Annotated in this window: 25 protein-coding genes; 9 read left to right on the forward strand and 16 right to left on the reverse strand. The window is 41.6% G+C overall.

Going from position 1 to position 23,728, the window contains the following annotated elements; genetic code table 11:
• Positions 1-47: 47 nt before the first annotated feature.
• Complete coding sequence (locus tag MHH65_RS13455; protein ID WP_024424800.1) at positions 48-989, reverse strand: bifunctional oligoribonuclease/PAP phosphatase NrnA; 942 nt, start codon at positions 987-989, stop codon at positions 48-50.
• A gap of 147 nt (positions 990-1,136) precedes the next feature.
• On the opposite strand from MHH65_RS13455, the gene MHH65_RS13460 reads away from it, so the two are divergent.
• Positions 1,137-1,439: a YtpI family protein gene (locus MHH65_RS13460; protein WP_003216665.1), complete on the forward strand. Its 303-nt coding sequence runs from the start codon at positions 1,137-1,139 to the stop codon at positions 1,437-1,439.
• Between the two features lie 37 nt (positions 1,440-1,476).
• Here the strand turns inward: MHH65_RS13460 and MHH65_RS13465 are convergent, their stop codons facing one another.
• The 15 genes from MHH65_RS13465 to sppA form a co-directional block, all read right to left on the reverse strand.
• Complete coding sequence (locus MHH65_RS13465) at positions 1,477-2,799, reverse strand: CBS domain-containing protein (protein ID WP_024424801.1); 1,323 nt, start codon at positions 2,797-2,799, stop codon at positions 1,477-1,479.
• 147 nt (positions 2,800-2,946) lie between these two features.
• Positions 2,947-3,630 carry a metal-dependent hydrolase gene (locus tag MHH65_RS13470; protein WP_251231961.1) on the reverse strand — a complete coding sequence of 228 codons (684 nt, stop codon included), beginning with the start codon at positions 3,628-3,630 and terminating at the stop codon, positions 2,947-2,949.
• A 67-nt stretch (positions 3,631-3,697) separates the two neighbouring features.
• On the reverse strand, positions 3,698-4,453 hold the full coding sequence (locus tag MHH65_RS13475; RefSeq protein WP_034279624.1) for an SDR family oxidoreductase: 756 nt from the start codon (positions 4,451-4,453) through the stop codon (positions 3,698-3,700).
• Positions 4,454-4,548: 95 nt separating this feature from the next.
• Entirely contained in the window at positions 4,549-4,995 is a 447-nt protein-coding gene (locus tag MHH65_RS13480) for a hypothetical protein (RefSeq protein WP_251231960.1), read from the reverse strand.
• Between the two features lie 37 nt (positions 4,996-5,032).
• Positions 5,033-5,449, reverse strand: coding sequence for a phosphotransferase (locus MHH65_RS13485; protein WP_251231959.1), 417 nt, complete (start codon positions 5,447-5,449; stop codon positions 5,033-5,035).
• Positions 5,450-5,567: 118 nt separating this feature from the next.
• Positions 5,568-6,941 carry an argininosuccinate lyase gene (gene argH, locus MHH65_RS13490; protein ID WP_024424805.1) on the reverse strand — a complete coding sequence of 458 codons (1,374 nt, stop codon included), beginning with the start codon at positions 6,939-6,941 and terminating at the stop codon, positions 5,568-5,570.
• A complete protein-coding gene (locus MHH65_RS13495; protein ID WP_024424806.1) occupies positions 6,938-8,149 on the reverse strand; it encodes an argininosuccinate synthase in 1,212 nt (403 codons plus the stop codon). Before MHH65_RS13495 ends, argH begins: the two co-directional genes overlap by 4 nt.
• Positions 8,150-8,321: 172 nt before the next feature.
• Positions 8,322-8,837: a MogA/MoaB family molybdenum cofactor biosynthesis protein gene (locus tag MHH65_RS13500; protein ID WP_024426150.1), complete on the reverse strand. Its 516-nt coding sequence runs from the start codon at positions 8,835-8,837 to the stop codon at positions 8,322-8,324.
• Between the two features lie 105 nt (positions 8,838-8,942).
• Complete coding sequence (locus tag MHH65_RS13505; RefSeq protein WP_024424808.1) at positions 8,943-10,127, reverse strand: acetate kinase; 1,185 nt, start codon at positions 10,125-10,127, stop codon at positions 8,943-8,945.
• A 229-nt stretch (positions 10,128-10,356) separates the two neighbouring features.
• On the reverse strand, positions 10,357-11,331 hold the full coding sequence (locus tag MHH65_RS13510; RefSeq protein WP_034279615.1) for a class I SAM-dependent methyltransferase: 975 nt from the start codon (positions 11,329-11,331) through the stop codon (positions 10,357-10,359).
• 88 nt (positions 11,332-11,419) lie between these two features.
• Entirely contained in the window at positions 11,420-11,920 is a 501-nt protein-coding gene (gene tpx / locus MHH65_RS13515; protein WP_024424810.1) for a thiol peroxidase, read from the reverse strand.
• Positions 11,921-12,032: 112 nt separating this feature from the next.
• Entirely contained in the window at positions 12,033-12,485 is a 453-nt protein-coding gene (gene ytfJ / locus MHH65_RS13520; protein WP_007501733.1) for a GerW family sporulation protein, read from the reverse strand.
• Positions 12,486-12,499: 14 nt separating this feature from the next.
• On the reverse strand, positions 12,500-13,207 hold the full coding sequence (locus MHH65_RS13525) for a DUF2953 domain-containing protein (protein WP_041115010.1): 708 nt from the start codon (positions 13,205-13,207) through the stop codon (positions 12,500-12,502).
• Positions 13,208-13,304: 97 nt separating this feature from the next.
• Positions 13,305-13,829: an RDD family protein gene (locus tag MHH65_RS13530; protein ID WP_024424812.1), complete on the reverse strand. Its 525-nt coding sequence runs from the start codon at positions 13,827-13,829 to the stop codon at positions 13,305-13,307.
• A 14-nt stretch (positions 13,830-13,843) separates the two neighbouring features.
• On the reverse strand, positions 13,844-14,845 hold the full coding sequence (sppA, locus tag MHH65_RS13535; protein ID WP_024424813.1) for a signal peptide peptidase SppA: 1,002 nt from the start codon (positions 14,843-14,845) through the stop codon (positions 13,844-13,846).
• A gap of 445 nt (positions 14,846-15,290) precedes the next feature.
• On the opposite strand from sppA, the gene MHH65_RS13540 reads away from it, so the two are divergent.
• The 8 genes from MHH65_RS13540 (at position 15,291) to MHH65_RS13575 (ending at position 23,665) form a co-directional block, all read left to right on the forward strand.
• Positions 15,291-16,094, forward strand: a complete 804-nt coding sequence (locus MHH65_RS13540) for an NAD kinase (protein WP_025092268.1) — start codon at positions 15,291-15,293, stop codon at positions 16,092-16,094.
• 113 nt (positions 16,095-16,207) lie between these two features.
• Complete coding sequence (locus tag MHH65_RS13545; protein ID WP_224426968.1) at positions 16,208-17,650, forward strand: DEAD/DEAH box helicase; 1,443 nt, start codon at positions 16,208-16,210, stop codon at positions 17,648-17,650.
• A gap of 189 nt (positions 17,651-17,839) precedes the next feature.
• A complete protein-coding gene (locus MHH65_RS13550; RefSeq protein WP_098677038.1) occupies positions 17,840-18,895 on the forward strand; it encodes a fatty acid desaturase in 1,056 nt (351 codons plus the stop codon).
• 116 nt (positions 18,896-19,011) lie between these two features.
• A complete protein-coding gene (locus MHH65_RS13555; RefSeq protein ID WP_034279595.1) occupies positions 19,012-20,148 on the forward strand; it encodes a sensor histidine kinase in 1,137 nt (378 codons plus the stop codon).
• The gene (locus MHH65_RS13560; protein ID WP_041115006.1) at positions 20,145-20,744 is read left to right on the forward strand and encodes a response regulator transcription factor; all 600 of its coding nucleotides are present in this window, start codon (positions 20,145-20,147) and stop codon (positions 20,742-20,744) included. Before MHH65_RS13555 ends, MHH65_RS13560 begins: the two co-directional genes overlap by 4 nt.
• Positions 20,745-20,941: 197 nt before the next feature.
• Positions 20,942-21,862, forward strand: coding sequence for an iron-hydroxamate ABC transporter substrate-binding protein (locus MHH65_RS13565; RefSeq protein ID WP_034279589.1), 921 nt, complete (start codon positions 20,942-20,944; stop codon positions 21,860-21,862).
• 109 nt (positions 21,863-21,971) lie between these two features.
• The gene (locus MHH65_RS13570; protein ID WP_111926327.1) at positions 21,972-22,661 is read left to right on the forward strand and encodes a response regulator transcription factor; all 690 of its coding nucleotides are present in this window, start codon (positions 21,972-21,974) and stop codon (positions 22,659-22,661) included.
• Positions 22,661-23,665: a sensor histidine kinase gene (locus MHH65_RS13575; protein ID WP_081124664.1), complete on the forward strand. Its 1,005-nt coding sequence runs from the start codon at positions 22,661-22,663 to the stop codon at positions 23,663-23,665. Before MHH65_RS13570 ends, MHH65_RS13575 begins: the two co-directional genes overlap by 1 nt.
• Positions 23,666-23,728: the final 63 nt, after the last annotated feature.

Below are 23,728 nucleotides of genomic sequence, written 5' to 3' on the forward strand. Positions count from 1 at the left end.
TTCTCCATGACAAAAAAGAGAGAAGGGACTTAAGTATCCCTCCTCTCTTATGATGATGATTTACATACTTCCTCTAAATCACGCAAAATCTCATCTGCTACTGCCCAATCATAAATGGACGCACCGGCTGCAAGCGGGTGGCCGCCGCCATGATATTTTTTCGCAATGGTGTTAATGACGACGCCTTTAGAGCGGAATCTAACACGAATCTGATCGTTTTCTTCCACAAAAAAGACCCATGCCTTAATGCCTGCAATATTTCCTAGTGTCCCAACAAGCTGTGAGGCTTGCTGCGCTGTTGTTTGGAACGATTCCAAAATTTCACGCTTAATGAAAACAGATGCAACCCCGTTCTCTGACAAAGAAATATGTTGAAAAATATAACCATTTAATTTCACGACATTCAAATCTGTCTCATACAATTGATTGAAAAGATCTGAAGATGAAAATGGATATTCGATGAGTTCACCTGCATATTTGAGTGTCTTTTTCGTTGTGTTTGGGAAAAGGAAGCGGCCTGTGTCTCCTACAATGCCGGCATAGATCAATTCAGCCGCCTTTGTATTCAGCTGATATCCTTCTTCTTTCCCCTCTAAGTACAATTCATAAATCATCTCGCTCACAGAGCTTGCCTCTGTATCCACCCAAAGCAAATCACCATAAGGATCTTCATTCGGGTGATGGTCGATTTTCATCAGCTTATCGCCCATTAAATAGCGCTGATCATCAATTCTTGCTTGATTGGCCGTATCACAGACAATGACAAGGGCCCCTTTATACACGTCATCTGGTACCTCATCGAGTTCATATAAAAATGAAAGGGATGGCTCAGGCGTTCCTGTCGCATAAATATTTTTTTCTGGATAGGTGGCACGCAAGATTTCCGTAAGGCCGCACTGCGATCCATACGCATCAGGATCTGGTCTTACATGTCTATGGATGATGATGGTGTCATATAATGATATGGTTCTAATCAGTTCTTTTTTCATAAAAACTCCTTCTCATGCGATACTCTTTTTATTATTAAATCATAATCTATCGTGACGGAAAAGTGAGGAATAGACAATTTATTCTAGTAAGCAAGCCTATTTACGTTTAAAATAGGGTTGTAACCACTTACAATGGAGGCTTGGCACATGCTTGTTTTGATTGTGTTTATTATTTGTTCTGCCATGTTTTATTTATACTACAAAGCAAAAAATGTCCGTACGAACCGGCCAGTCGAGAAAAAATTCTGGTCGGCGAAATCTAGTATGGCCCTTGGCTGCTTTGTCCTGCTCTTCGGTGTGAATCAATTATTTTTAAACCGCTCGTCACTCGCATTTGTCATCGGATTTATTTTTGTTGCTGTTGGTATCGGCAGTACATGGGCTGGGTATAAAGCCTACAAGCATTACCTTCCGCTCTTTTTAAAGGAAGGCGAAAAAGATCACGCGTAATAAGGAAAGGGGCGACATGAGTTCGCCCTTTTTATCATTATCCTCTTTCCATCAGCTGCACCATCAGCATCGCTTTGCCTACGATATTCGATTGGTGATAAACCTCCACTTCCAGCTTTCCAAACTTGCGTCCTACTTCTAAAATATTCGGCTTAATCTGGATTGTGGATTCCATTTGGACCGGTTTTAAGAAATAGACAGAGAGACTCTCGACGATCAGTTCGCCCTTTTTATGAGATTTTAAGAAGCGGTTGGCAGATTCGATTAAAATTTGTGTGAACACCCCATATGAAATGTTTCCAAGCTGGTTCGTCATTTGCGGGGTAACCTCGTATTGATAAACCGCATCCGCTTTTGGTTTCTCTGTATCGGCTTCTTTAAATCCTCTTGAGACAACATCATCCAGCTTTTCTCCGACCTGCGGCTGCTTTTGAATCATTTGGAGCGCCTTGAGCACATCCTGACGGCTGATCATACCGATCAACTTCGCATGATCATCCACAACTGGCAGCACCTCAATGCCTTCCCACACCATCATTTGTGCAGCTGAGGCGACAGATGTCTTGCCAATGACCGTCAGCGGATTTTTCGTCATCACTTTTTCAATCGGTGTGGAGCGATCATGCCCCGCAATATCCTTTGAGGTGAGGATTCCGTGAATCTTCATTTGATCATCTGCGACCGGGAAACGGCCGTGGCCAGTTTCATAATTCTTTTCATACCATTTTTCAAGCTTATCCTCTGGTGATAAATACACGGTGCGTTCAATCGGCGTTAAAATATCTTCTACAAGCACAATTTCTTTTTTAATTAATTGGTCATAAATGGCTCTGTTAATGAGAGCCGCGACGGTAAATGTATCGTAGCTTGTCGATAAAATCGGCAGCTCCAGCTCATCTGCGAGCTGAATGATTTCATCATCTGTTGAGAATCCGCCTGTGACCAGCACAGCCGCCCCTGCCTCTAATGCCTGCCTATGGGCATTGATCCGGTTTCCGACGATGAGCAGGTTGCCAGCAGCCGTATAGCGCATCATTGCGTCCAGCTCCATCGCTCCGATAACAAATTTATTTAACGTTTTATGTAAGCCGGCGCGTCCTCCAAGGACCTGACCATCAATAACATTGACTACTTCTGCATATGTGAGTTTTTCAATATTTTCTTTTTTCTTTTGTTCAATTCGAATGGTGCCGACTCGTTCAATGGTACTGACGAATCCTTTATTTTCAGCATCTTTGATGGCCCGGTAAGCGGTGCCTTCACTCACTTTCATTTCTTTCGCTATGCGCCGGACAGAGATTTTCTCCCCGACATCTAATGAATCAATATACGATAAAATTTGCTCATGCTTTGTCGCCAATCCCGTTCACCCTTTTTGTTTTCAGCGTTTTCATCTATGTTTCATTATAAGGGCAGGAGGCTTTTAATAGCAATTTGTCTTTTCTTTCGGCAGATGAAGGCAAATAAAAAAGCCGGCATTTGTGTGCCAGCTTTTTTCATATGAGGATTAAATGTCGATTGATTCCCCGCTGTTTAACACATGACCGACGCCGCCATGCAGGCTGTCTGCAAATGCATGCGGATCCTGTTCAATTGGCGGGAATGTGCTGTAGTGAATCGGAACGACCTGTTTTGCCCGCAGCCATTCTGCTGCGATTCTTGCATCTTCCGGTCCCATCGTGAAGTTATCACCAATTGGAAGGAATGCGAGCTCAATATGATTCAGTTCACCGATCAGTTTCATATCTGAAAAGAGTGCAGTGTCTCCTGCATGATAAATTGTTTTACCCTCTGCGGTAAATAAAATACCTGATGGCATCCCTGTATACGTAATTGTCTGTGCCTCTTCATCAATGACAGCTGAACCATGGAACGCTTGCGTGAGCTTCACTTTACCAAATTCAAACTCACGGCCGCCTCCAATAGAAAGCGGGTGCGTTTTCACCCCTTGCCAGCTTAAATACGTGGCAAGTTCGAAAGGCGCGACAACAAGTGCATCATTGTTTTTAGCCATTTCAATGGTGTCGCCGATGTGATCTCCATGCCCATGTGTCAGTAAAATGACATCCGCTTTCACATCTTGCGGTTTGATATCTGTGTGCTTATTTCCATTTAAAAATGGATCAATCCAAATATGGTATCCGTTTGTTTCAATGTGTACAACTGAATGTCCATGATATGTAGCTTTCATGTGAGTATATCCACCTTTCAATTTTTGATCTCATATCATTTATTCCCTCTATAAAAAGCTGAAAAACTTAATGCCTGTGAATCACGTTAAGACCACCTGTTGCTTCAATGACGGTCCCTGTAATAAGATCTGAACGGTCATCGCATAGAAATGAGATGATACGTCCTATATCCTCTCCAGTGCCAGACCTGCCTATCGGCGTTTCATCGTCTTTGATTTGACGGGCTTCCTCTATTGTTGATTCTTTCATGTCTCCAACGATTTTGCCTGGACACACCATATTGGCCGTGATGCCATTTTCGGCTTCTTCAATCGCAATGGTTTTCGTCAATGACGCAAGACCCACTTTTGCCGCTCCAAAGGCTGATCTGTGCATCCAGCCTGGCGCATGGTCTGCACCTTGGAAGCCATAAGTGATAATGCGGCCAAAGCCTTGTTTTCTCATCATTGGGATGACCATTCGGAACAAATGGAATACTGCTGATAGGTTGCCTTCCATCATTTGATACCATTCATCCTCAGAATAATCCGCCAGTTTTTTTCGTTCAAAAATATAAGGGCCAGCATTGTTAATCAGGGCATCAATCCGCCCAAATCGCTCTGCTGCCAGCTCTACCATGTTTTTTAAATCTTCTTTTTTTGTCACATCACCTTGGACAAATTGAAGCTTATCTTCGTACTGCTGTAATTCTTCTTTCATCTGCCGGACAGCTTCATCATCACTTCGATAATTCACTGTCACAGAATACCCCATATTCAGTAAAGACTCGGTGACTTTCCGGCCAAGTCCTTTAGAACCCGCTGTTATTAATGCGTGTCGCACACAATCTCCTCCTAAAGCAAAGGTTGCAAGTTCACGTGTTTCTTTTGTTATCTTTACTTTACTATAAACCGGCATCTGGCGCACTTATGAACCCTTTATCGATATGAGTCAAACAGTATAGGGTGATTCATCCACTTTTTCAAATCCCATGAGCCATGGATATCGAGAAGCAGAGAAACAAAACGATAGCACTCTCTCACCTCATGAAGATCACGAGGAAGCGGGCAAATCTCTTCATAACCCAATTGAACATTGCGGGCAGCTTCTTTCGTCAAAAGGTATTCCAATGCAATAAAATCAAACGCAGCTGGTCCATATACGACATATTCTGTATCAACTAAACTCGTCACTTGATCATCATTTTCAATATATTGAGACGGATCTAAATCAATTAAAATAAGACTGGCTGAATCAGGCGTCCTTAGCTTTTCGATCTTTTGCAGCACAATTTCTGCATAACAGTGAAATTCAGGCTGATCAGCGTAATAGCGGTCTATGAGTTTGGATACAGCCTTTTTTAATACAGCATGGAATTCTCTCAAATGCTTCTTTTCAGCTCCGTAGACTGCACCAAAAAAGTCAGTATGAATGAAGTTGTGCTAGTTTCCTCCCATAATCCTTATAAAAGTCTGATGAACGTCCCTCAAAAGATGTACAAGTTGTTCCTTCTACTTTTTCCATTACATAAAAATGTCTCCCTGCCTTCTTCACTTTACGAACAACTTCTGGAATATGAAAGGAATTCATATGAGACAGCTTTTGATTGATTTGATCGATATGCTCTTGTACAGTAAGGTAATCTACTCCATAGATCATCTTGATCCCAAATACAAATTCACTTTTTTCTCTTGCAGTTTTAGGAGATTTGACTACATATTCCGTTTTATCTTGTAAGGAGATCAGCCACACATCATTAACCCGTCCGCCATATTGTTCTCCTAACGTTTTCACTGATACGATTGGTTGATGAAACAAAGCCTCAAGCATTTTCTTCATGATCTGCTGTCACTCCCTCTTCTGCTTGACGCAGGTATGCTTTCATTTCTCCAATGATCATCAATCTCCTTTTTCCATGACAAAAAAACCATCCGTATAAACGAATGGTTTTGATAAGTTATGCCAGGCAGGCTTTTGCTTTTTCTAAAGCGAGCTGAATTTGTTTGAATCCAGTTCCGCCTGCACTTGTTCTTTTTTCAACAGCAACATATGGGTCAAGAACTGTGTAAATGTCTTGTTCAAAAAGTTCGCTTGCTTCTGTAAATGTTTCAAAAGGAAGATCACTTAGATAGATGCCTTTTTGAATACATGTATACACAAGCTTGCCAACGATTTCGTGTGCTTCACGGAATGGCATGCCTTTTTTCGCAAGGTAGTCTGCCACTTCTGTCGCGTTTGAGAAATCTTCTTTTGTTGCCTTTTTCATGACATCTTCGTTCACTGTCATCGTTTGAATCATGCCTGTGAAAATTTGCAGGCTGCCAGCGATGGTTTTCACTGTATCAAACATGCCTTCTTTATCTTCTTGCAGGTCTTTGTTATACGTAAGCGGCAAGCCTTTCATAATCGTGAGAAGCCCCATCAGGTTGCCATACACGCGGCCTGTTTTCCCGCGGATTAATTCAGCCATATCCGGGTTTTTCTTCTGCGGCATCATGCTGCTGCCTGTTGCATACGTGTCATCAAGTTCAATGAATTTAAATTCTTGCGAGCACCATAAAATGATTTCCTCACAAAAACGTGAGAGATGCATCATCACAAGGCTGCTATTAGATAAAAACTCTAAAATGAAGTCCCGGTCACTCACACCATCGAGGCTGTTTTCGTAAATGTGGTCAAAGCCAAGCTGCTCTGCTGTATATTCACGATCAATCGGGAATGTCGTTCCTGCTAACGCTCCGCATCCAAGTGGAGACACGTTAATTCGCTTCAATGAATCTTGAAAGCGCGCTTTGTCACGCTCAAGCATCCAAAAATAGGCGAGCATATGATGGGCAAACGAAATAGGCTGTGCACGCTGCAGGTGCGTATATCCTGGAAAAATCGTTTCAACGTGCTGTTCTGCCTTTTCTACAAGCACCGTTTGAAAGGAAGAGATCAGCTCAATAATATGCTCGACTTGGTTATTCAAATATAAGTGCATATCGGTTGCAACCTGATCATTCCGGCTTCTCGCTGTGTGCAATTTGCCGCCAAGCGGACCAATCTCATCAATGAGCATTTTTTCAAGGTTTAAATGAATGTCTTCATAATCTACTGAGAATTCCAGTTCATCCGCCTCTGCCTTTTTCATGAGCGTATTTAGTCCGTCTTTGATGGCAGCGGCCTCCTCATCGCCGAGGATACCACATTTATTCAGCATACTTGCATGAGCAAGGGAGCCGGTCAAATCTTCTTTGACTAATTGTTTGTCGAAATGAATGGACGCGCCAAACTCATCGACCCATTTTTCTGGTGTTTTTTGAAATCGGCCTCCCCAAAGCTTTTTCATGCTTTAACCTGCTCCTTTTTATTCACGATGCTGTTTACTTTTGTCGGTAAGCCCCAAAGATTAATAAATCCTACAGCTGCATCATGATCGAATTCGTCTGCTTTTGTATATGTTGCTAGATTTTCATCATAAAGTGAATATGGTGATTTACGTCCTTCTACAATGGCATGACCTTTAAATAGTTTCACACGTACAACACCTGTTACGTTCTGCTGTGTTTCTTGTAAGAATGCATCTAGTGCTTCTTTAAGCGGTGAGAACCATAAGCCGTTGTATATTAATTCAGCCATTTTTTGTTCAACGATTGGTTTAAAGTGAGCGACTTCTTTGACTAGCGTTAAGTCTTCAAGCTCTTTATGCGCTTTTAGAAGTGTGACAGCACCTGGGCATTCGTACACTTCACGAGATTTGATGCCAACAAGACGGTTTTCAACGTGATCGATTCTGCCTACACCATGCTGACCAGCGACTTCATTTAAATGAAGGATGAGATCAGATAATGAATATTGGATGCCATCAATCGCTGTCGGTTTTCCTTTTTCAAACGTGATCTCAATGATTTCAGGTGTGTCAGGCGTTTTTTCAAGTGGATTTGTCAGATCGTATGCACCCTCTGGCGGCGCAGCCCAAGGATCTTCTAAAATGCCACATTCGTTACTTCTGCCCCAAAGGTTTTGGTCGATTGAATATGGGCTGTCTAAGTTAATCGGGATTGGAATACCGTGTTTTTGTGCATAATCGATTTCTTCATCACGAGACCATTTCCATTCACGCACTGGTGCAAGAACTTCTAGGTCTGGGTTCAATGCTTTAATGGATACTTCGAAACGAACTTGGTCGTTCCCTTTTCCAGTACATCCATGAGCAACTGCTACTGCATTTTCTTTTTCTGCCACTTCCACTAATTTTTTTGCAATAAGCGGGCGGGATAGTGCAGATACTAGTGGATATTTCCCTTCATACATTGTGTGTGCTTGTAATGCAGTGAGCGCAAACTCTTCAGCAAATTCTTCTTTTGCGTCAATCATGTATGATTGAACAGCTCCGACTTGAAGTGCTTTTTGTTGAACGAATGCTAAATCTTTTCCTTCACCTACGTCCAGGCAGCAAGCAACGACTTCGTATCCTTGCTCTTGTAACCATTTAACTGCAACAGAGGTATCAAGACCTCCGGAATATGCTAATACGACTTTTTTATTTTGTGACATGATTGAAAAGCTCCTCTCGCTTGTTTTGATTCTGTGAATGTTTTTGCATAAAAATAAGTTTTAATTTATAAACATGCATTTAGTATGTATACACTTTAACAAGGAAAAATTGTTTTTTCAACCCCTTTATGAAAAAAACTCTGCCAAATTTTCTTGGCAGAGTCATTTTGGGCTATTTTTGATCCTTTTCAAGCTCTCGTAAGACATGAGGAAGCTCTGGAATCACGAGTTTGGTCATGGCTAAACGAACGGCTCCGGTAGATCCCGGCGTGGCAAAGACAGCCTTTTGATTGACGACCCCTGCCGTTGCCCTGGATAAAATAGCAGCTGAACCTATGTCTTCTGTATAACTGAGCATGCGGAAGATTTCCCCAAAGCCAGGCAGTTCCTTGGAAAAAAGAGGGGTGATCGCTTCAATGGTCACATCCCTTGCAGCAATTCCTGTGCCGCCATTTAACAAGACGGCATCTATTTTCGGTTCGCTTGTTCCCTCCAGCACAGCGTCTTGAATCGATCCTATATCATCTTTTACAATATCGTATGCAAGAACAAGATGTCCCTGTTCTTTGAGCAAATCAATCATCAGACGGCCGCTTTTATCTGTATCTTTCGTTCTTGTATCACTGACCGTAATGACTTTTACATAAAGCCTTTCTTTCGCCTCACGTTTATGTTCTGTCACGCTCATCTTTCGCACCGCTCCCTTTTGCTTCGTATTGGACAACATTATAGCATGCTGCTTTTAACAGAAAAAAGCTCTTTTCCTTATTGGAAAAGAGCTTCTCAAACTTGATTACGCTAAACGCATAACGTCTCTTGCAATCATTACTTCTTCGTTTGTTGGGATGACGATTACTTTTACAGGTGAGTGCGGGTAGCTGATGAATGCTTCTTCGCCTCTCATGTTGTTTAGGGATGGATCCCAGTAAACGCCCATGAATTCTAGACCACGAAGTACACGTGCTCTTACTTCTGAACTGTTTTCACCGATTCCAGCTGTGAAGATGATCGCATCTACGCCATTCATTCTAGCTGCATAAGAGCCGATGTATTTATGAATACGGCTCGCAAAAATATCAAGAGCAACTTCTGCACGGTCGTTTCCTTCTTCTGTTGCTTCTTCGATATCACGAAGGTCACTTGACAGACCAGACACACCTAAAAGACCACTCTTCTTATTCAAAGTAGAAAGCACTTCTTCAGCAGTATGTCCTGTTTTTTCCATAATAAATGGAATAAGGGCAGGGTCAATGTTACCAGAACGTGTACCCATTGCAACACCAGCAAGTGGTGTAAAGCCCATAGATGTATCGATTGATTTTCCGCCTTCAACTGCTGCGATACTCGCACCATTTCCAAGGTGGCAAGAAATCAGACGAAGCTCTTCTAGTGGACGGCCTAATAGCTCTGCTGCACGCTCTGTAACGAACTTGTGGCTTGTCCCGTGGAATCCGTATTTACGAATACCAAAGTTTTTGTAGTAGTCGTACGGAAGGCTGTATAGGTAAGACTGCTCTGGCATAGTTTGGTGGAATGCTGTATCGAACACAGCAACCGCTGGTACGTCAGGCAGAATTTGTTTGAATGCTTTGATTCCTACAACGTTTGCAGGGTTGTGAAGTGGTGCAAGCTCTGAAAGCTGATCAATGTCATTGATCACTTCATCAGTTAAAAGAACAGAATCGCTGAATTTCTCTCCGCCGTGAACAACGCGGTGTCCTACGCCATCAATTTCATTAAAGTCTTTGATGATGTGAAATTCAGTTAGTTTTTCAAGCAGCATTTTGACCGCTACTGCGTGATCTGGAATATCTGTCACTTCTGTTTTCTTTTCTCCATCTACAGAAATCGTGAAGATACTGTTGTCCATTCCGATTCTTTCAACAAGCCCTTTTGTTAAAACGGTTTCTTCTGGCATGTCGAACAATTGGAATTTAAGAGATGAGCTTCCTGCGTTGATTGCAATAATTTTGGACATTACTGTCGCTCCTTTTACTCAGTTGTTATATAAGGTTTCACGTTTTTTCCGGTGCTATATTCAACCTGTTTGACGGGTCTTTTATAGTTTAACGATAAGTCCGAAAAATATCTGACTTTTTCATTTAAACATTGAAAACTTTGCATTTCAAGTGCACCTTCAAACTGTTATCGCTTACATCAATAAGTCGTTATTTTCTGAATAGTAAAATAGCCAGAAATCACTCTGGCTATTCTTTCGTTTCTTTTTCTTCTATAAACCACTGGTCTAGTTTTCTCATCACACCGACCATTGCTTCCTTCTGTGAGAAAGATGGAAGATTGGCAAACAGCATTCGTTTTGGTGCTTCCAGCCCTTCTTTTTTCTTTTGCATCACAAATAAGCTTTTGGCGTGTTTTTTATCCTTAAACATGGACACTGGCAGTTGAATTAACGCATTCATATACGCATGATCTTTGATGAAATCCTTTAATTGTACGCTCTCTTTTCCTTCAAACAAATCATTTGGAATGATGAAGAATAAGAAGCCGCCTTCTTTTGTGTATCGCAGGCTTTGTTCAATGAATAAATAATGGGCAAAGGCATGTCCTTCTTTTGCCTTTAATTCAAAGTCTGCTGCACGCTCATCATTTGGATAATAGCCCACTGGGAGACTGCATACAGTGACATCTGCCGGTGAGATCAGAAGCGGCTCAAGACTGTCCTGGTGGAAAAGCTCAACTTCTTTCTCCTCTAAATTCGCCTGCGCCCAAGCAATTTTAATGAGCACATCATCAATTTCAGATGCAAAGCCGCGTTTTGTTTCTGCAGTGAGATTATTTAAAACTGCAAGAAGTAAGTTTCCTGTTCCCGCTGCTGGATCAAAGACTACAAGCTCTTTTTGACCATCTAAAAATTTGTTCACCAAATAGCTGACAAACAGTCCAATCGTATCTGGTGTCATCTGGCGATTTGGATGAGAAATATCCTTTTGACCTTTCAATACGGCGAGCTGAAACGCTTTACGAATCTGCTCATGATCATAAGAAGCAAAATCTGCTTTCTCTATTAAATCCTTTAATAAACCGTTTCGATCATTTGCTTGGAAAAAGGCTTCTCCTGCTTCTGCCAATGCTTCAATATAAGAAATGCTCTGTTCCTTTTTTAATCGAATAGAAGCTGTATCGAGCAGTTCAAAAATCGTACTTACTTGATCTTTCTGCAATGCTTTTCTCTCCTCGCTTTGTTAAAAGCTATATGTTCTCATTGAAAAGAGCCCCAGGATGAAGCCGGAGCTCTTGTCGATGCTGCTTTTATAACAGTGATTTTGCAGCTTCAATGGCTTTTTCATAATTTGGGTGATTCGTTGCTTCACTTACGTATTCAGTGTAAACCACTTTTCCGTTAGGGTCTAATACGAAGACTGCGCGCGCCAATAAACGCAATTCTTTCATATACACTCCGAATGCTTCACCAAATGACATATCTCTGTGATCAGATAATGTTTCGACATTTTCAATTCCGTTTGCTCCGCACCAGCGTGCTTGTGCAAATGGAAGGTCTGCACTAATCGTATAAATATTGACAGGACCTAAACCCGCTGCCTCTTCATTGAAACGTCTTGTTTGTGCGTCACACACACCTGTATCAATAGAAGGAATCACTGAGATGATCGTCACTTTTCCTGCTAAATCAGAAAGTGAAACTTCTCCAAGTGAGTTCGTTAATACCGTAAAATCAGGAGCCTGCTCGCCTACTTTTACTTCATTTCCTACAAGCGTGACAGGACTTCCTTTAAATGTGATCGATGCCAAAACAATTCCTCCCTTTTCAAATGTATGGTTCTATCATAGTAGAGAAAGCAAAAAACTGCAAAGCCTAATCGTCCATTTTGCAAAAAAAGTTAACTGCAGCGCAGCTAACTTTTTAAAGGTCTATGTCATCTAGTTTTCGTTCTTTGTGACGGTGCTCCCGCTCATCCTTCTTAAACATGTGCTGAAGACGTTCAATTGCTTGAGGAGCAGAATCCAATATTTTATCGAGCAGATGGGTGTGTTCATCCAAATGAAGCATTCGAACTCCGTTTGTTCCTACAATTAAGAAGGCGATTGGTGTAATCGACACCCCGCCGCCGCTTCCGCCGCCAAATGGGAGTCTCGGCTCTTTTCGTTCCTGTTCATCAGAACGCTTTTCTTTCTTTTGGTTCCCGTTAAATTCACTGCCGCCGGCTGCAAATCCAAAACCAACCTTTGACACAGTGAGAATGACACTGCCGTCAGGGGTTTCGACTGGATCGCCGATGATTGTATTCACATCTATCATTTCTTTTAAGTTTTCCATCGCTGTCTTCATGAGACCTTGGATTGGATGATCTGCCATTTTCGGGTTCCTCCTTAAACAGATGATTCATTCTTCGTTGCTTGAAGAGAGGCACTTTTTCTCGCCTTTCTTCCTTTTAACCAATGGACAAGTAAACGAATGGCTGCAAGCATAGCATGTCCAATACGGAAATAAGCTATACATGCAAACTGAGTCTGTGACACATTGTGCTGAAAGGCCGGAATGACTTCATATATCGGTTTATGCTTAAAGGTGAGATGCTCCTGCATAAAGGCAAGCAGTGCTCCTTTAACTGACCACACACCGCCGGCTGCTACACCTGTTAAAGCGGCGTCTTGAAAGCCGATCCATGTCGACCAGTGAAACGAGACAATCTTTACGTGGATGAAGAACTTGCGCATGATCCGGTTTAAATCGACAATCTCTTTTGTGATGCGCTCCATTTGATGAAGGATCTGCTTCATATCACGTTTTCCTACTTTTTTATGCATCGATTCTTTTTCGTGATCAGGCGTTTTGGCGCTCTTCATTTTCTTCTCACGAATATCAATCGTTTGGTCTTCTGGATTGATCCTCACCATCGGAATCTCTTTTTTGAGTCTGACCAATCCATATAAGGTGATGACCTTCAGTGCAATGTGGTCATTGTCGTTTGTATGCGAATAGTCCAGCGAAATGGTTACTTTCATGAAAATTAACAAGATCACAAGAAACAAAAACGCTGCGATCCAAACGTAAAGCACTGTGCTCACTTCCTCCATAACAAATGATGCTTCCCCTACGATTATGGCTCTCATTCTGGATTTTATACCCAATCAACAAAAAAGAGTTTGACCGTTACGGCCAAACTCCCTCTGATTATACGTTTGATTCTGTTTTTTCATATAAATGTTCATGGACGACCACCGTATCGGCAAAGTAATCATGAACCCCTTGCTTTTTCGGTGAGAACCCAACGATAGCATAGAGAATAAAGATCGTATTAATGTAGCGTCCCACAATCTCTCTAAAGAAAATAACATCCCATGCCAGCTTCTTCTCAGGCTGAAGTGAGACCACTTTAATCCCAAACACCATCTTGCCAAGTGTTTGTTGAAAGATTTTCGTCATGATGGCGAAATAAAGGAGGAATACAATCGTCGTTGTGACGGAAAATGGAGAAAACCATCCCCCTCCTTTGGACCAGCCAAACAGACTAAAGATTGGAGAAACCGTCAAATGGTTTACACCCCAGACGACGAGCCAATCAAGAATAAATGCCCAAAATCTAATCCAAAAACCTGCAAACGCCTGTGCTTCAATTGAAGCGCGCTTCACAAAGGCCGGCTTCGATTCTTCCTCTTGGCTGCGGCTTTCGCTTACTTCATCGAATGTAGAATCCATCTATGATCCCTCCTTTATTTTGAATAGAGATACATCGGTTTAGACCCATTTGAGCCAGCCAGTGTTTCTTTTAAATTCAGAAAATCAATTTCGCTTTTAAAGAGCTTGCTTGCACTCATGTTGAAAAGAGAGTTCCAGCCAAAGCTTTGAGAATAGCTGACCACTGTTGCTCCTTTTAAGCCTTTTTCATTTTTCTTCATCGCTTTTAATGCATCTTCATAATACCCAAGCTCATCGACTAATCCGTTCGATTTTGCCTGTGTCCCGTCATATACCCGGCCGTCAGCAATTTTCTTGACTTCCTGTTTTGACATGCCGCGTCCTTCAGAGATCACTTTGACAAATCCTTCATAAGAGTTGTCGACCATGCTTTGCATGATGTTGCGCTCATCTTTTGTCATATCACGGTTTGGAGACATGATATCTTTGAATTTCCCGCTCTTAATCGTTTCATATTTAATACCCAGATTATCTGCGAGCTTTGAATAATTCAAGCTTTGCATGATGACACCTAACGATCCTGTTAATGTTTCAGGTGAAGCAAAGATTTTCTTCGCTGGAGTTGACACGTAGTAGCCGCCTGAAGCTGCCATGGATCCCATAGATACGTAAATCGGCTTCTTCGCTTTTTTCACTTCTTCTAATTTTTTATGTATTTCAGCACTTTCATAGACACCGCCGCCAGGAGAGTTTACGCGCAGAAGTACACCTTTTACAGAAGCATCCTCTTTCGCCTTATCTAGTTCCTTGAGGAATGCACGATGATCATAACCTTCTCCGCCTAATAGGCTCGATGCGCCGCCATTATCTTGAATGGTTCCATTAATCTCAAGAACAGCAATCTTGCCTGCACCGCTGCCATTCTCTAGTACCTTCTCTTCTATTTCATCCCCGAATTGATAGCTCATTTTATTGTCATTGAAGCTATCGAACAAGGCCATCGTGACACTAATCACAATTGAAAATCCGAAAACACCAAGTGCAATAATTAGCGCTACCCATCTTTTCGCATTCATCTTTTTCTCCTCCTTTTTATCTCACTTCATTCATACGAATGCCCACAAGAAATGTTTCACAGGAATTGTGGTTTTTTTACATTTCATGTAGGCATATGATAGCACCTCTCTTAAATAACGATCAACTTTACATCGTCTACTTAGACATGCGCATGACGAAAAATTGGCTTTTTTATCCTCTCCCTGCACCTAATAGGCTATATCTTCACCGCAACGAAACACCTAAACCATTCTTTCATGAGAAAACGACTATTCAATTATGCTCAGTATTCAGTCATTTCAAATCACTCACATCGACTCATTTCTCATAAAGCATTCCGGTCATCAGACGGTTCTTTCTAAAGTTTTTACTTTCATATGAAAAAAGTGTAAAATGTGAGCAAGGGTTTTCATGTAAGCCCTTTATCATTGAAAATTATTTTTGACAGCAAAGGGGAGAACGTCAATGACAGACAATCGTCGCAATGTATTTTTCTTTTACAAAAAAGATCATGAATTGGATGGACACATTTCTTCTCTCGAGAAGCTCGCTACCGATCAGGGCTTTCACGTCGTCAAGCGTGCAGAGGATGCCCATATTATTGCTTCAATTGGCGGGGATGGCACATTTCTTCAAGCAGTACGTAAAACAAACTTCCGGGATGACTGCTTGTATGTAGGGGTATCAAAATCAGAAAATACGCACTTATACTGCGATTTCTCATTAGAGCATTTTGATAAAATGATTGATGCCATGAACACTGAACAGCTTGAAGTGAGAAAATACCCGATCATCGATGTAAGCGTTGACAGCACAAACCAGTTCCATTGCTTAAATGAACTGTCGATCCGCTCCAGCATTATTAAAACATTTGTGATCGATGTGTATATAGATGATTTCCACTTTGAAACTTTTAGAGGCGACGGCATGATTATTTCCACTCCGACTGGTTCAACGGCTTACAATAAATCCGTGAGCGGCGCCGTGGTTGATCCGATGCTTCCTTGTATGCAAGTCACAGAGCTTGCATCGCTGAATAACAACTCGTACCGTACATTAGGCGCTCCTTTCCTCTTGAGCAGTGACCGCAAGCTGACGCTGAAGGTAGTGCAGGATGGAAATGATCATCCAATTATCGGGCTTGATAACGAAGCGCTCGGCACAAAACACGTCAAACAAATTGACATTGGCCTTTCAGGAAAAGTCATTAAAACGGTGAAATTAAAAGACAACTCTTACTGGGAAAAAGTAAAACGCAGATTCCTTTGAGAATTTGTCCGCACGCTGAAAGCTCCTTTACGGGGCTTTTTTTATGTCTTTTCATTCACAGTCCTGGTTATGGTATGATGTCACAAGTATGTATGTACGAAAAGGAGAACACGATGACATTACAACATTTTGATCAATATCCATTAAGTGATGAATTGAAACAAGCGTTAGAAGCGCTTCACTTCCATACACCTACACCCGTTCAGCACGAGACATTATCCGTTGCTTTTTCAAAGCAGGATTTAATCGTCAAATCTCAGACTGGCAGCGGCAAGACTGCAGCCTATGGTCTGCCGATTTGTGAAATGGTTGATTGGGCTGAAAATAAACCTCAAGCCCTCATCCTCGTTCCGACACGAGAACTCGCCATGCAGGTCAAACAAGACCTCACAAGCCTTGGGCGATTCAAACGAATCAAAGCCGCAGCCATTTATGGAAAAGCCTCTTTTCAAGCGCAGAAAGTAGAGCTTTCACAGAAAAACCATATTGTGTGCGGAACACCAGGCCGCATTTTGGATCACCTTGAGAAAGGCACCCTTTCTTTAGAAAATCTCAAATTTTTCGTGTTAGATGAAGCGGATGAGATGCTGAACATGGGATTTATCGATCAAGTGTCTTCTATTATTCAGTATCTGCCGCCAAAGCGCATGTCGATGCTGTTTTCAGCGACAATGTCTGATGACATGAAGAAATTGAGCGAACAGTTTTTACAATCTCCCAAAGTCATTGAGATTGCACGTGAAGAAACGTCTGTACAGCAAATCACCCACACCGTCATTGAAACGGAAGAAGAATCGAAATTCTCCCTTCTTCAGCGTACGATCGTCATTGAAAATCCAGATAGCTGCATTATTTTCTGTAATACACAAGACAGGGTGAATGAACTCACGCTGAAGCTGGACGAATGGGATGTGCCCTGTGACAAAATTCATGGCGGTATGAGACAGGAAGACCGCTTTGATGTGATGGATGAATTTAAAAAAGGTGAATTCCGTTACCTGATCGCAACAGATATAGCAGCCCGGGGAATTGATGTCAGTGATATGACACATGTCATTCATTATGATCTTCCTTATGAAAAAGAGCGCTATATTCACCGGACTGGCAGAACAGGCAGAGCGGGAAAAAGCGGGAAAACGATTGCGTTTATGACAAAGAATGCAAAACCGCTCATTGATGAATTAAAGCAGGATGCCGGCATAGACTTTCAAACTCAGCCTTATCCGACAAAGGAAGAAGCAGAAAAGCATGTAGAAAGCTTTGAAGAAAAGATTGAAACGCCTATTCAAAAGGAAAATAAACAGGCAGGCGTTGAGAAGGATATTATGAAGCTTTATTTTAACGGCGGAAAGAAAAAGAAGCTGCGGGCTGTTGATTTCGTTGGGACCATTGCCAAAATAGAAGGCGTTGCATTCGATGACATTGGGATTATTACGATCCAAGACACAAAAACATATGTAGATATTTTAAACGGCAAAGGCCCTCTTGTGCTGAATGCCATGCGCCACACAACCATTAAAGGCAAGCAGTTAAAAGTACATGAAGCACGTTCATAAAAAGTGAGGGCCCAGCGCCTTTACTTTTTTTTATTTATATTGAAATAAGCTCAAAACCGTATCCCATCAGCCTTTTTGATGACAAACATGACAAATGTCATATTGAATACATGATGGGTGCTACTATGAGCATGACACCTTTCCTTCTATACTTTGAAGTAGAAAGAAACGGAAAGGACTTGAACGTTCATGACGACTTCAACAAACACACAGCAGCAAGCTACTTTAAGAAAACAAGTGGGGCAATTCTCTGGTGCTGATTCGAAAAAAAGTATCATTCAACTCTTTAATACATTCATTCCATTTTTAGGGCTTTGGTTTCTTGCCTATTATAGCCTGAATATCTCCTACCTTTTAACCCTCTTTTTTGCGGTTATTGCAGCTGGTTTTTTAGTGCGTGTCTTTATTATTTTTCACGACTGCTGCCATCAATCCTTTTTTAAACAGAAGCCGCTAAATCACCTGTTCGGTTTTTTAACGGGCGTACTCACCCTTTTCCCTTATCTTCAATGGCAACGAGATCATTCAATTCACCATGCCACTAGCAGTAATTTAGACAAACGAGGTACTGGCGACATTTGGCTCCTAACAGTCAAAGAATATCAAGAAGCATCAGCATGGACGAAATTTCGCTACAGATTTTATCGTAACCCTTTTGTGATGTTTATTTTAGGACCGATCTTTGTTTTTCTCTTAAAAAACCGTTTCAACGTCAAAAATGCTCGTAAAAAAGAGCGTTGGAACACGTATTTCACAAACGTGAGCATCATTGCGTTAGCAGCCGCAACATGTCTCCTTTTTGGCTGGCAGGAATTCCTGCTTGTTCAAGGTCCAATCTTCCTGATCTCAGGATCTATCGGTGTATGGTTGTTTTATGTACAGCATACGTTTGAGGATTCTTACTTTGAAGCAGATGAACATTGGAATTATGTGCAGGCAGCGGTAGAAGGCAGTTCTTTTTACAAATTGCCAAAGCTTCTTCAGTGGTTAACAGGCAATATCGGTTATCACCATGTCCATCATTTAAGTCCGAGGGTACCGAATTATCACTTGGAGCATGCACATGATCATAGTGAGCCGCTTCAAAATGTTCCAACCATCACTTTAAAAACAAGTATTGAATCAATGAAATTTAGACTTTGGGATGAAGAAACGAAAGCATTCGTTACCTTTAAAGAAGCACGGCAATCTAAGAAGATGCCCGCACCTGTCATTAAAGGAGACATTCTAAAGAAAAATGCATAATTGGTGCAAGCTCTTTCTTACACTAGAAGGAGCTTGTTGTCATTTACAGGATGCAACCATAAGTTGAATTTGATAAAGTAAGGAAAAAGAACGAAAACGGAAAAGGTGGCACACGGATGAAAAAACAGTTTAAAATTCAAAAGTTGCATGGGATTTCTCCCTATATATGGGCCATTTTTTTCATCCTGCCCTTCTATTTTATCTTTAAGACACCTTCGACTTTAGGTATTGTGATCGGCATTATTTTGAACGTCGTCTTTTTCGCTGTGTATCGTTTTGCCTTTGTCGCAAAAGGCTGGTCTTTATATGTCTTCGGTCTTTTATTGATCGGTATTTCAACTGGTTATGTGATGCTCTACAGCTATATTTATTTCGCTTTTTGCATCGCCTATTTCAATGGGCATATTAAAAGAAAAGTACCTTTTTATATCTTATACTATATTCATCTAGGGAGCGCTGCTATAGCGGTGAACTTTAGTTTGATCTTAAAAAAGGGCTGGTTTCTCACACAAATTCCTTTTGTCGTGATCACCCTGATTAGTGCCATTCTTCTTCCTCTCAGCATTCGGAGCAGGAAGGAACGTGAACGGCTTGAGGAGAAATTAGAATATGCCAATGAACGGATTGCTGATCTTGTGAAGCTTGAAGAAAGGCAGCGCATTGCACGCGACCTGCATGACACCCTTGGACAAAAGCTTTCTTTGATCGGGTTAAAAAGTGATCTTGCCCGTAAACTCGTGTATAAAGACCCTGAACAGGCCCGTGCCGAACTCAAAAGCGTCCAGCAGACCGCCAGAACGTCTCTCAATGAAGTACGGAAGATTGTTTCCTCCATGAAGGGGATCCGAATCAAAGAGGAAATGTCGAACATCGAGCAAATTCTCGATGCAGCCGGAATTGAATTGATCTATGATGAAAAGGAAGCACCGAAACACATCTCACTTCTGAACGAAAACATTGTGAGCATGTGCATCAAAGAGGCGGTGACAAATGTCGTCAAACATAGTGACGCGACTGTTTGTAAAATCACCATTCACCAAAAATCAAAGGAAGCCATCATCACCGTTGAGGACGACGGAACATTTAAAGGCGACTATCCGCCCTCTCAAACGAAGGGTCACGGCCTTTTAGGAATAAGAGAAAGATTGGAATTTGCAAATGGCCGCCTGCGTATTGAAACAAAAGACGGGACAAAGCTCATTATGAGCATTCCAAATGATTCAGCAGCAAAAGAAAAGGAGGGGATGAAATGATCAACATCTTTATCGCAGAAGATCAGCAAATGCTGCTTGGTGCACTCGGTTCACTTCTCGATTTAGAAGACGATATGACGGTTGTTGGGAAAGGTACGAACGGCCAAGATGCCATCGATTTTGCCAAAACACACCCTGTTGATATTTGCTTAATGGATATTGAAATGCCGGGAAAAACCGGGCTTGATGCAGCGGAAGAGCTTAAAGGATCAGATGTGAAAATCATCATTTTAACGACCTTTGCCCGCTCCGGTTATTTCCAAAGGGCGCTAAAAGCTGGCGTCAGCGGCTACATGCTGAAAGACAGCCCAAGCGAGGAGCTGGCAAGTGCCATTCGCAGTGTGATGAAAGGGAAAAAGGTGTACGCACCTGAATTGATGGAAGACTTATATAGTGACGAAAACCCTTTAACGGAGCGAGAGAAATCGGTTCTTGAACTCGTCGCAGATGGTAAAAACACAAAAGAAATTGCAAAAGAACTCAGCATTAAAAGCGGCACTGTCCGGAACTACATTTCCATTATTTTAGATAAGCTGGAAGTGAAAAACCGCATCGAAGCCATTACACGATCAAAAGAAAAAGGCTGGTTTAAATAGAAAAAAGATCAGGACACATGCTGCCTTGATCTTTTTTTTATCGAAAATCCCCTCTTTATTTTTTATCACCAGCTATCAAAATGTCATTGACAACAGCCCACAGTTCTATGATATGATATCCAAGTGATAATAATTATCATTATCACTAATACAACCAATATCCGGCTTATGTGCCGATTTCAAAGGAGTCTACATTCATGAAGAAAATATTGTTCCCTCTGATGCTCATCTTTGTACTTGCATTGAGCGCATGTGGCAATAGCAGCAGCTCTTCCTCAAATAAAGGAAATCAATCCACATCATCAGACAAAATTACATATCAATCTGAAAATGGGCCTGTGAAGCTGCCAGCGCATCCAAAACGTGTTGTTGTGCTCGGTTCTTACACAGGGAATGTCATGTCACTTGGTGTGAACCTTGTCGGCGTTGACTCTTGGTCCAAAAAGAATCCGCGTTTCCAAAAGAAATTAAAAAATGTGGAAGAAGTATCTGATGCAAATGTAGAGAAAATCATGAAGCTAAAGCCTGATGTCATCATTGGCTTAAGCAATACTAAAAATGTAGAAAAGCTCAAAAAAATCGCACCAACCGTTTTATTTACGTATAACAAAGTTGATTACCTTCAGCAGCACATTGAAATTGGAAAAGTTTTAAACAAAGAAAAAGAAGCAAAAGCTTGGGTAAAAGATTTCAAAAAACGCGCAGCTGAAGCTGGAAAAGAAATCAAAGCAAAAATCGGCGAAGATGCAACCGTTTCTGTCTTTGAAAGTGGCACAAAAGATCTTTACGTCTTTGGAGATGCATGGGGCCGCGGAACAGAAATTCTCTATCAAGCCATGAAACTGAAAATGCCTGAGAAAGTGAAAGAAAAAGCATTAAAAGCCGGCTACTACGCAGTTTCACAGGAGGTCATCCCTGAATTTGCAGGAGACTATATGATCATTAGTAAAAACAGCGAAATGGACAATTCCTATCAAAACAGTGAAATTTACAAGTCCATCCCGGCTGTCAAAAAACATCGTGTGTATGAAGCCAATGCAGAGGAATTCTATTTTAATGACCCACTCACACTTGAATTCCAACTATCATTCTTTAAAAAGCACTTTTTAGGTAAATAAGCTGAAGCAAGGGACCTCTTCCCTTGCTTTTTTCTTGTCTGCTTCTAGCGGCAGGGACTTTTTTCCGCTACAATGACAACAAGCGAATACAAAAAGTGTGGTGCTGATTTTGTTTAAGATTCTACTGATTGAAGATGATACAACCCTCTTCCAAGAAATCAAAGAACGTCTAGTCAACTGGTCCTATGATGTCTATGGGATTCAAGATTTTCATCAGGTGCTGCAGGAATTCACGTCTGTCCAGCCTGATCTCGTCATTATTGATATACAGCTGCCAAAATACGATGGCTTTCACTGGTGCCGGATGATTCGGCATCATTCAAATGTTCCGATTATCTTCCTCTCCTCAAGAGACCACCCTGCTGATATGGTCATGTCGATGCAGCTCGGAGCCGATGATTTTGTGCAAAAGCCCTTCCACTTTGACGTACTCATTGCCAAAATTAGTGCTGTTCTTCGCCGTGTGCATGATTATAATGCAGAACCGGCCAGCCTAAAGGTATGGTGCGGCGCTACGATTGACCTAAAAAAAAACACCGTAACAAATGATCACGGTGAGGTTGAATTAACGAAAAATGAGTTATTTATTCTCAAGGAATTGATTCAGCATAAAAATCATATCGTCAGCCGTGAATCACTCATTCAAGCATTGTGGGAGGATGAACGGTTTGTCAGTGATAATACACTGACTGTAAACGTCAACCGCCTCAGAAAAAAACTAGACGAGATCTCCCTTGGCGCCTTCATTGAGACAAAAGTGGGTCAAGGCTATCTTGCAAAGGAAAAGGATGATCAATGATGCTGCAAGCATTTTTAAAAGAACGAAGAAGCTGGATTCTTTTCTTTCTTAGTTTGCAGCTCCTCATTCTGTTTGTTGCTTATTTGGATACGACCATTCCAATCGCTTCTCTTTTTTATATTGTGCTATTGTCTACATTTCTCATGATTGTCTTTCTCTTTTTTCGATATCGAAAAGAAACGGCTTATTATGAGAGGCTCAAAGAATGGGATGATGACATTGAACATCAAATGCGGTTAATCCCCTCTTCCCCATTTGAGCAGCTCATCCATGATGCGACGTCAGAGCAAATTGCACGCTACCGGCGGATGGCAGCAGAGCAGAAAATCGCTCTTGAAGAAGAAAAAGATGAATTGCTCTCTTGGATACATGAGGTCAAAACACCGCTTACAGCGATGCGCTTAATGATTGACCGCTTAACAGATCAGCAGCTGAAATCAAATATGACGTATGAGTGGCTCAGAATCCATTTATTACTTGATGCCCAGCTGCACCAAAGCAGAGTACGTCATATCGAAAATGATTTATTCATTGAAAAGCTGGACCTGCAAAGCATCATAGCGAAAGAAATCAAAGCGCTCCAATCCTGGTGTATGCAAAAAGGAATCGGCTTTGAGCTGACGCTGGAGGAACGTACCGTATTAAGTGATATAAAATGGTTATCCTTTATGATCAGACAGGTACTCACAAATGCAGTCAAATACAGCCATTCTTCCGATATTGTCATTGAAAGCAAGCAAATAGATGAAAAAGTCATGCTGACGATCACAGATCAAGGCAGAGGAATTGATCCAAGAGACATCTCTCGTATTTTTGAAAAAGGCTTTACCTCAACAAGACATCACAATGACACCGCCTCAACGGGAATGGGGCTCTATTTAACGAAAAAAGGAGCAGACGCTCTTCATATCACGATCGAGGTTAACTCCACGATAGATGAAGGTACAACCTTCACCTTCATCTTTCCGAAAAAGAATGATTTTGTTTATATTGCAAGCATGTGACAACAATGTCACATGCTCGTCTATTTTGTTCGCCAAATCGAAGGACGTCTAGCAGGCTTCTTT

Source organism: Bacillus sp. FSL L8-0654 (assembly GCF_038629965.1).
Classification (GTDB): Bacteria; Bacillota; Bacilli; order Bacillales; family Bacillaceae; genus Bacillus; species Bacillus safensis.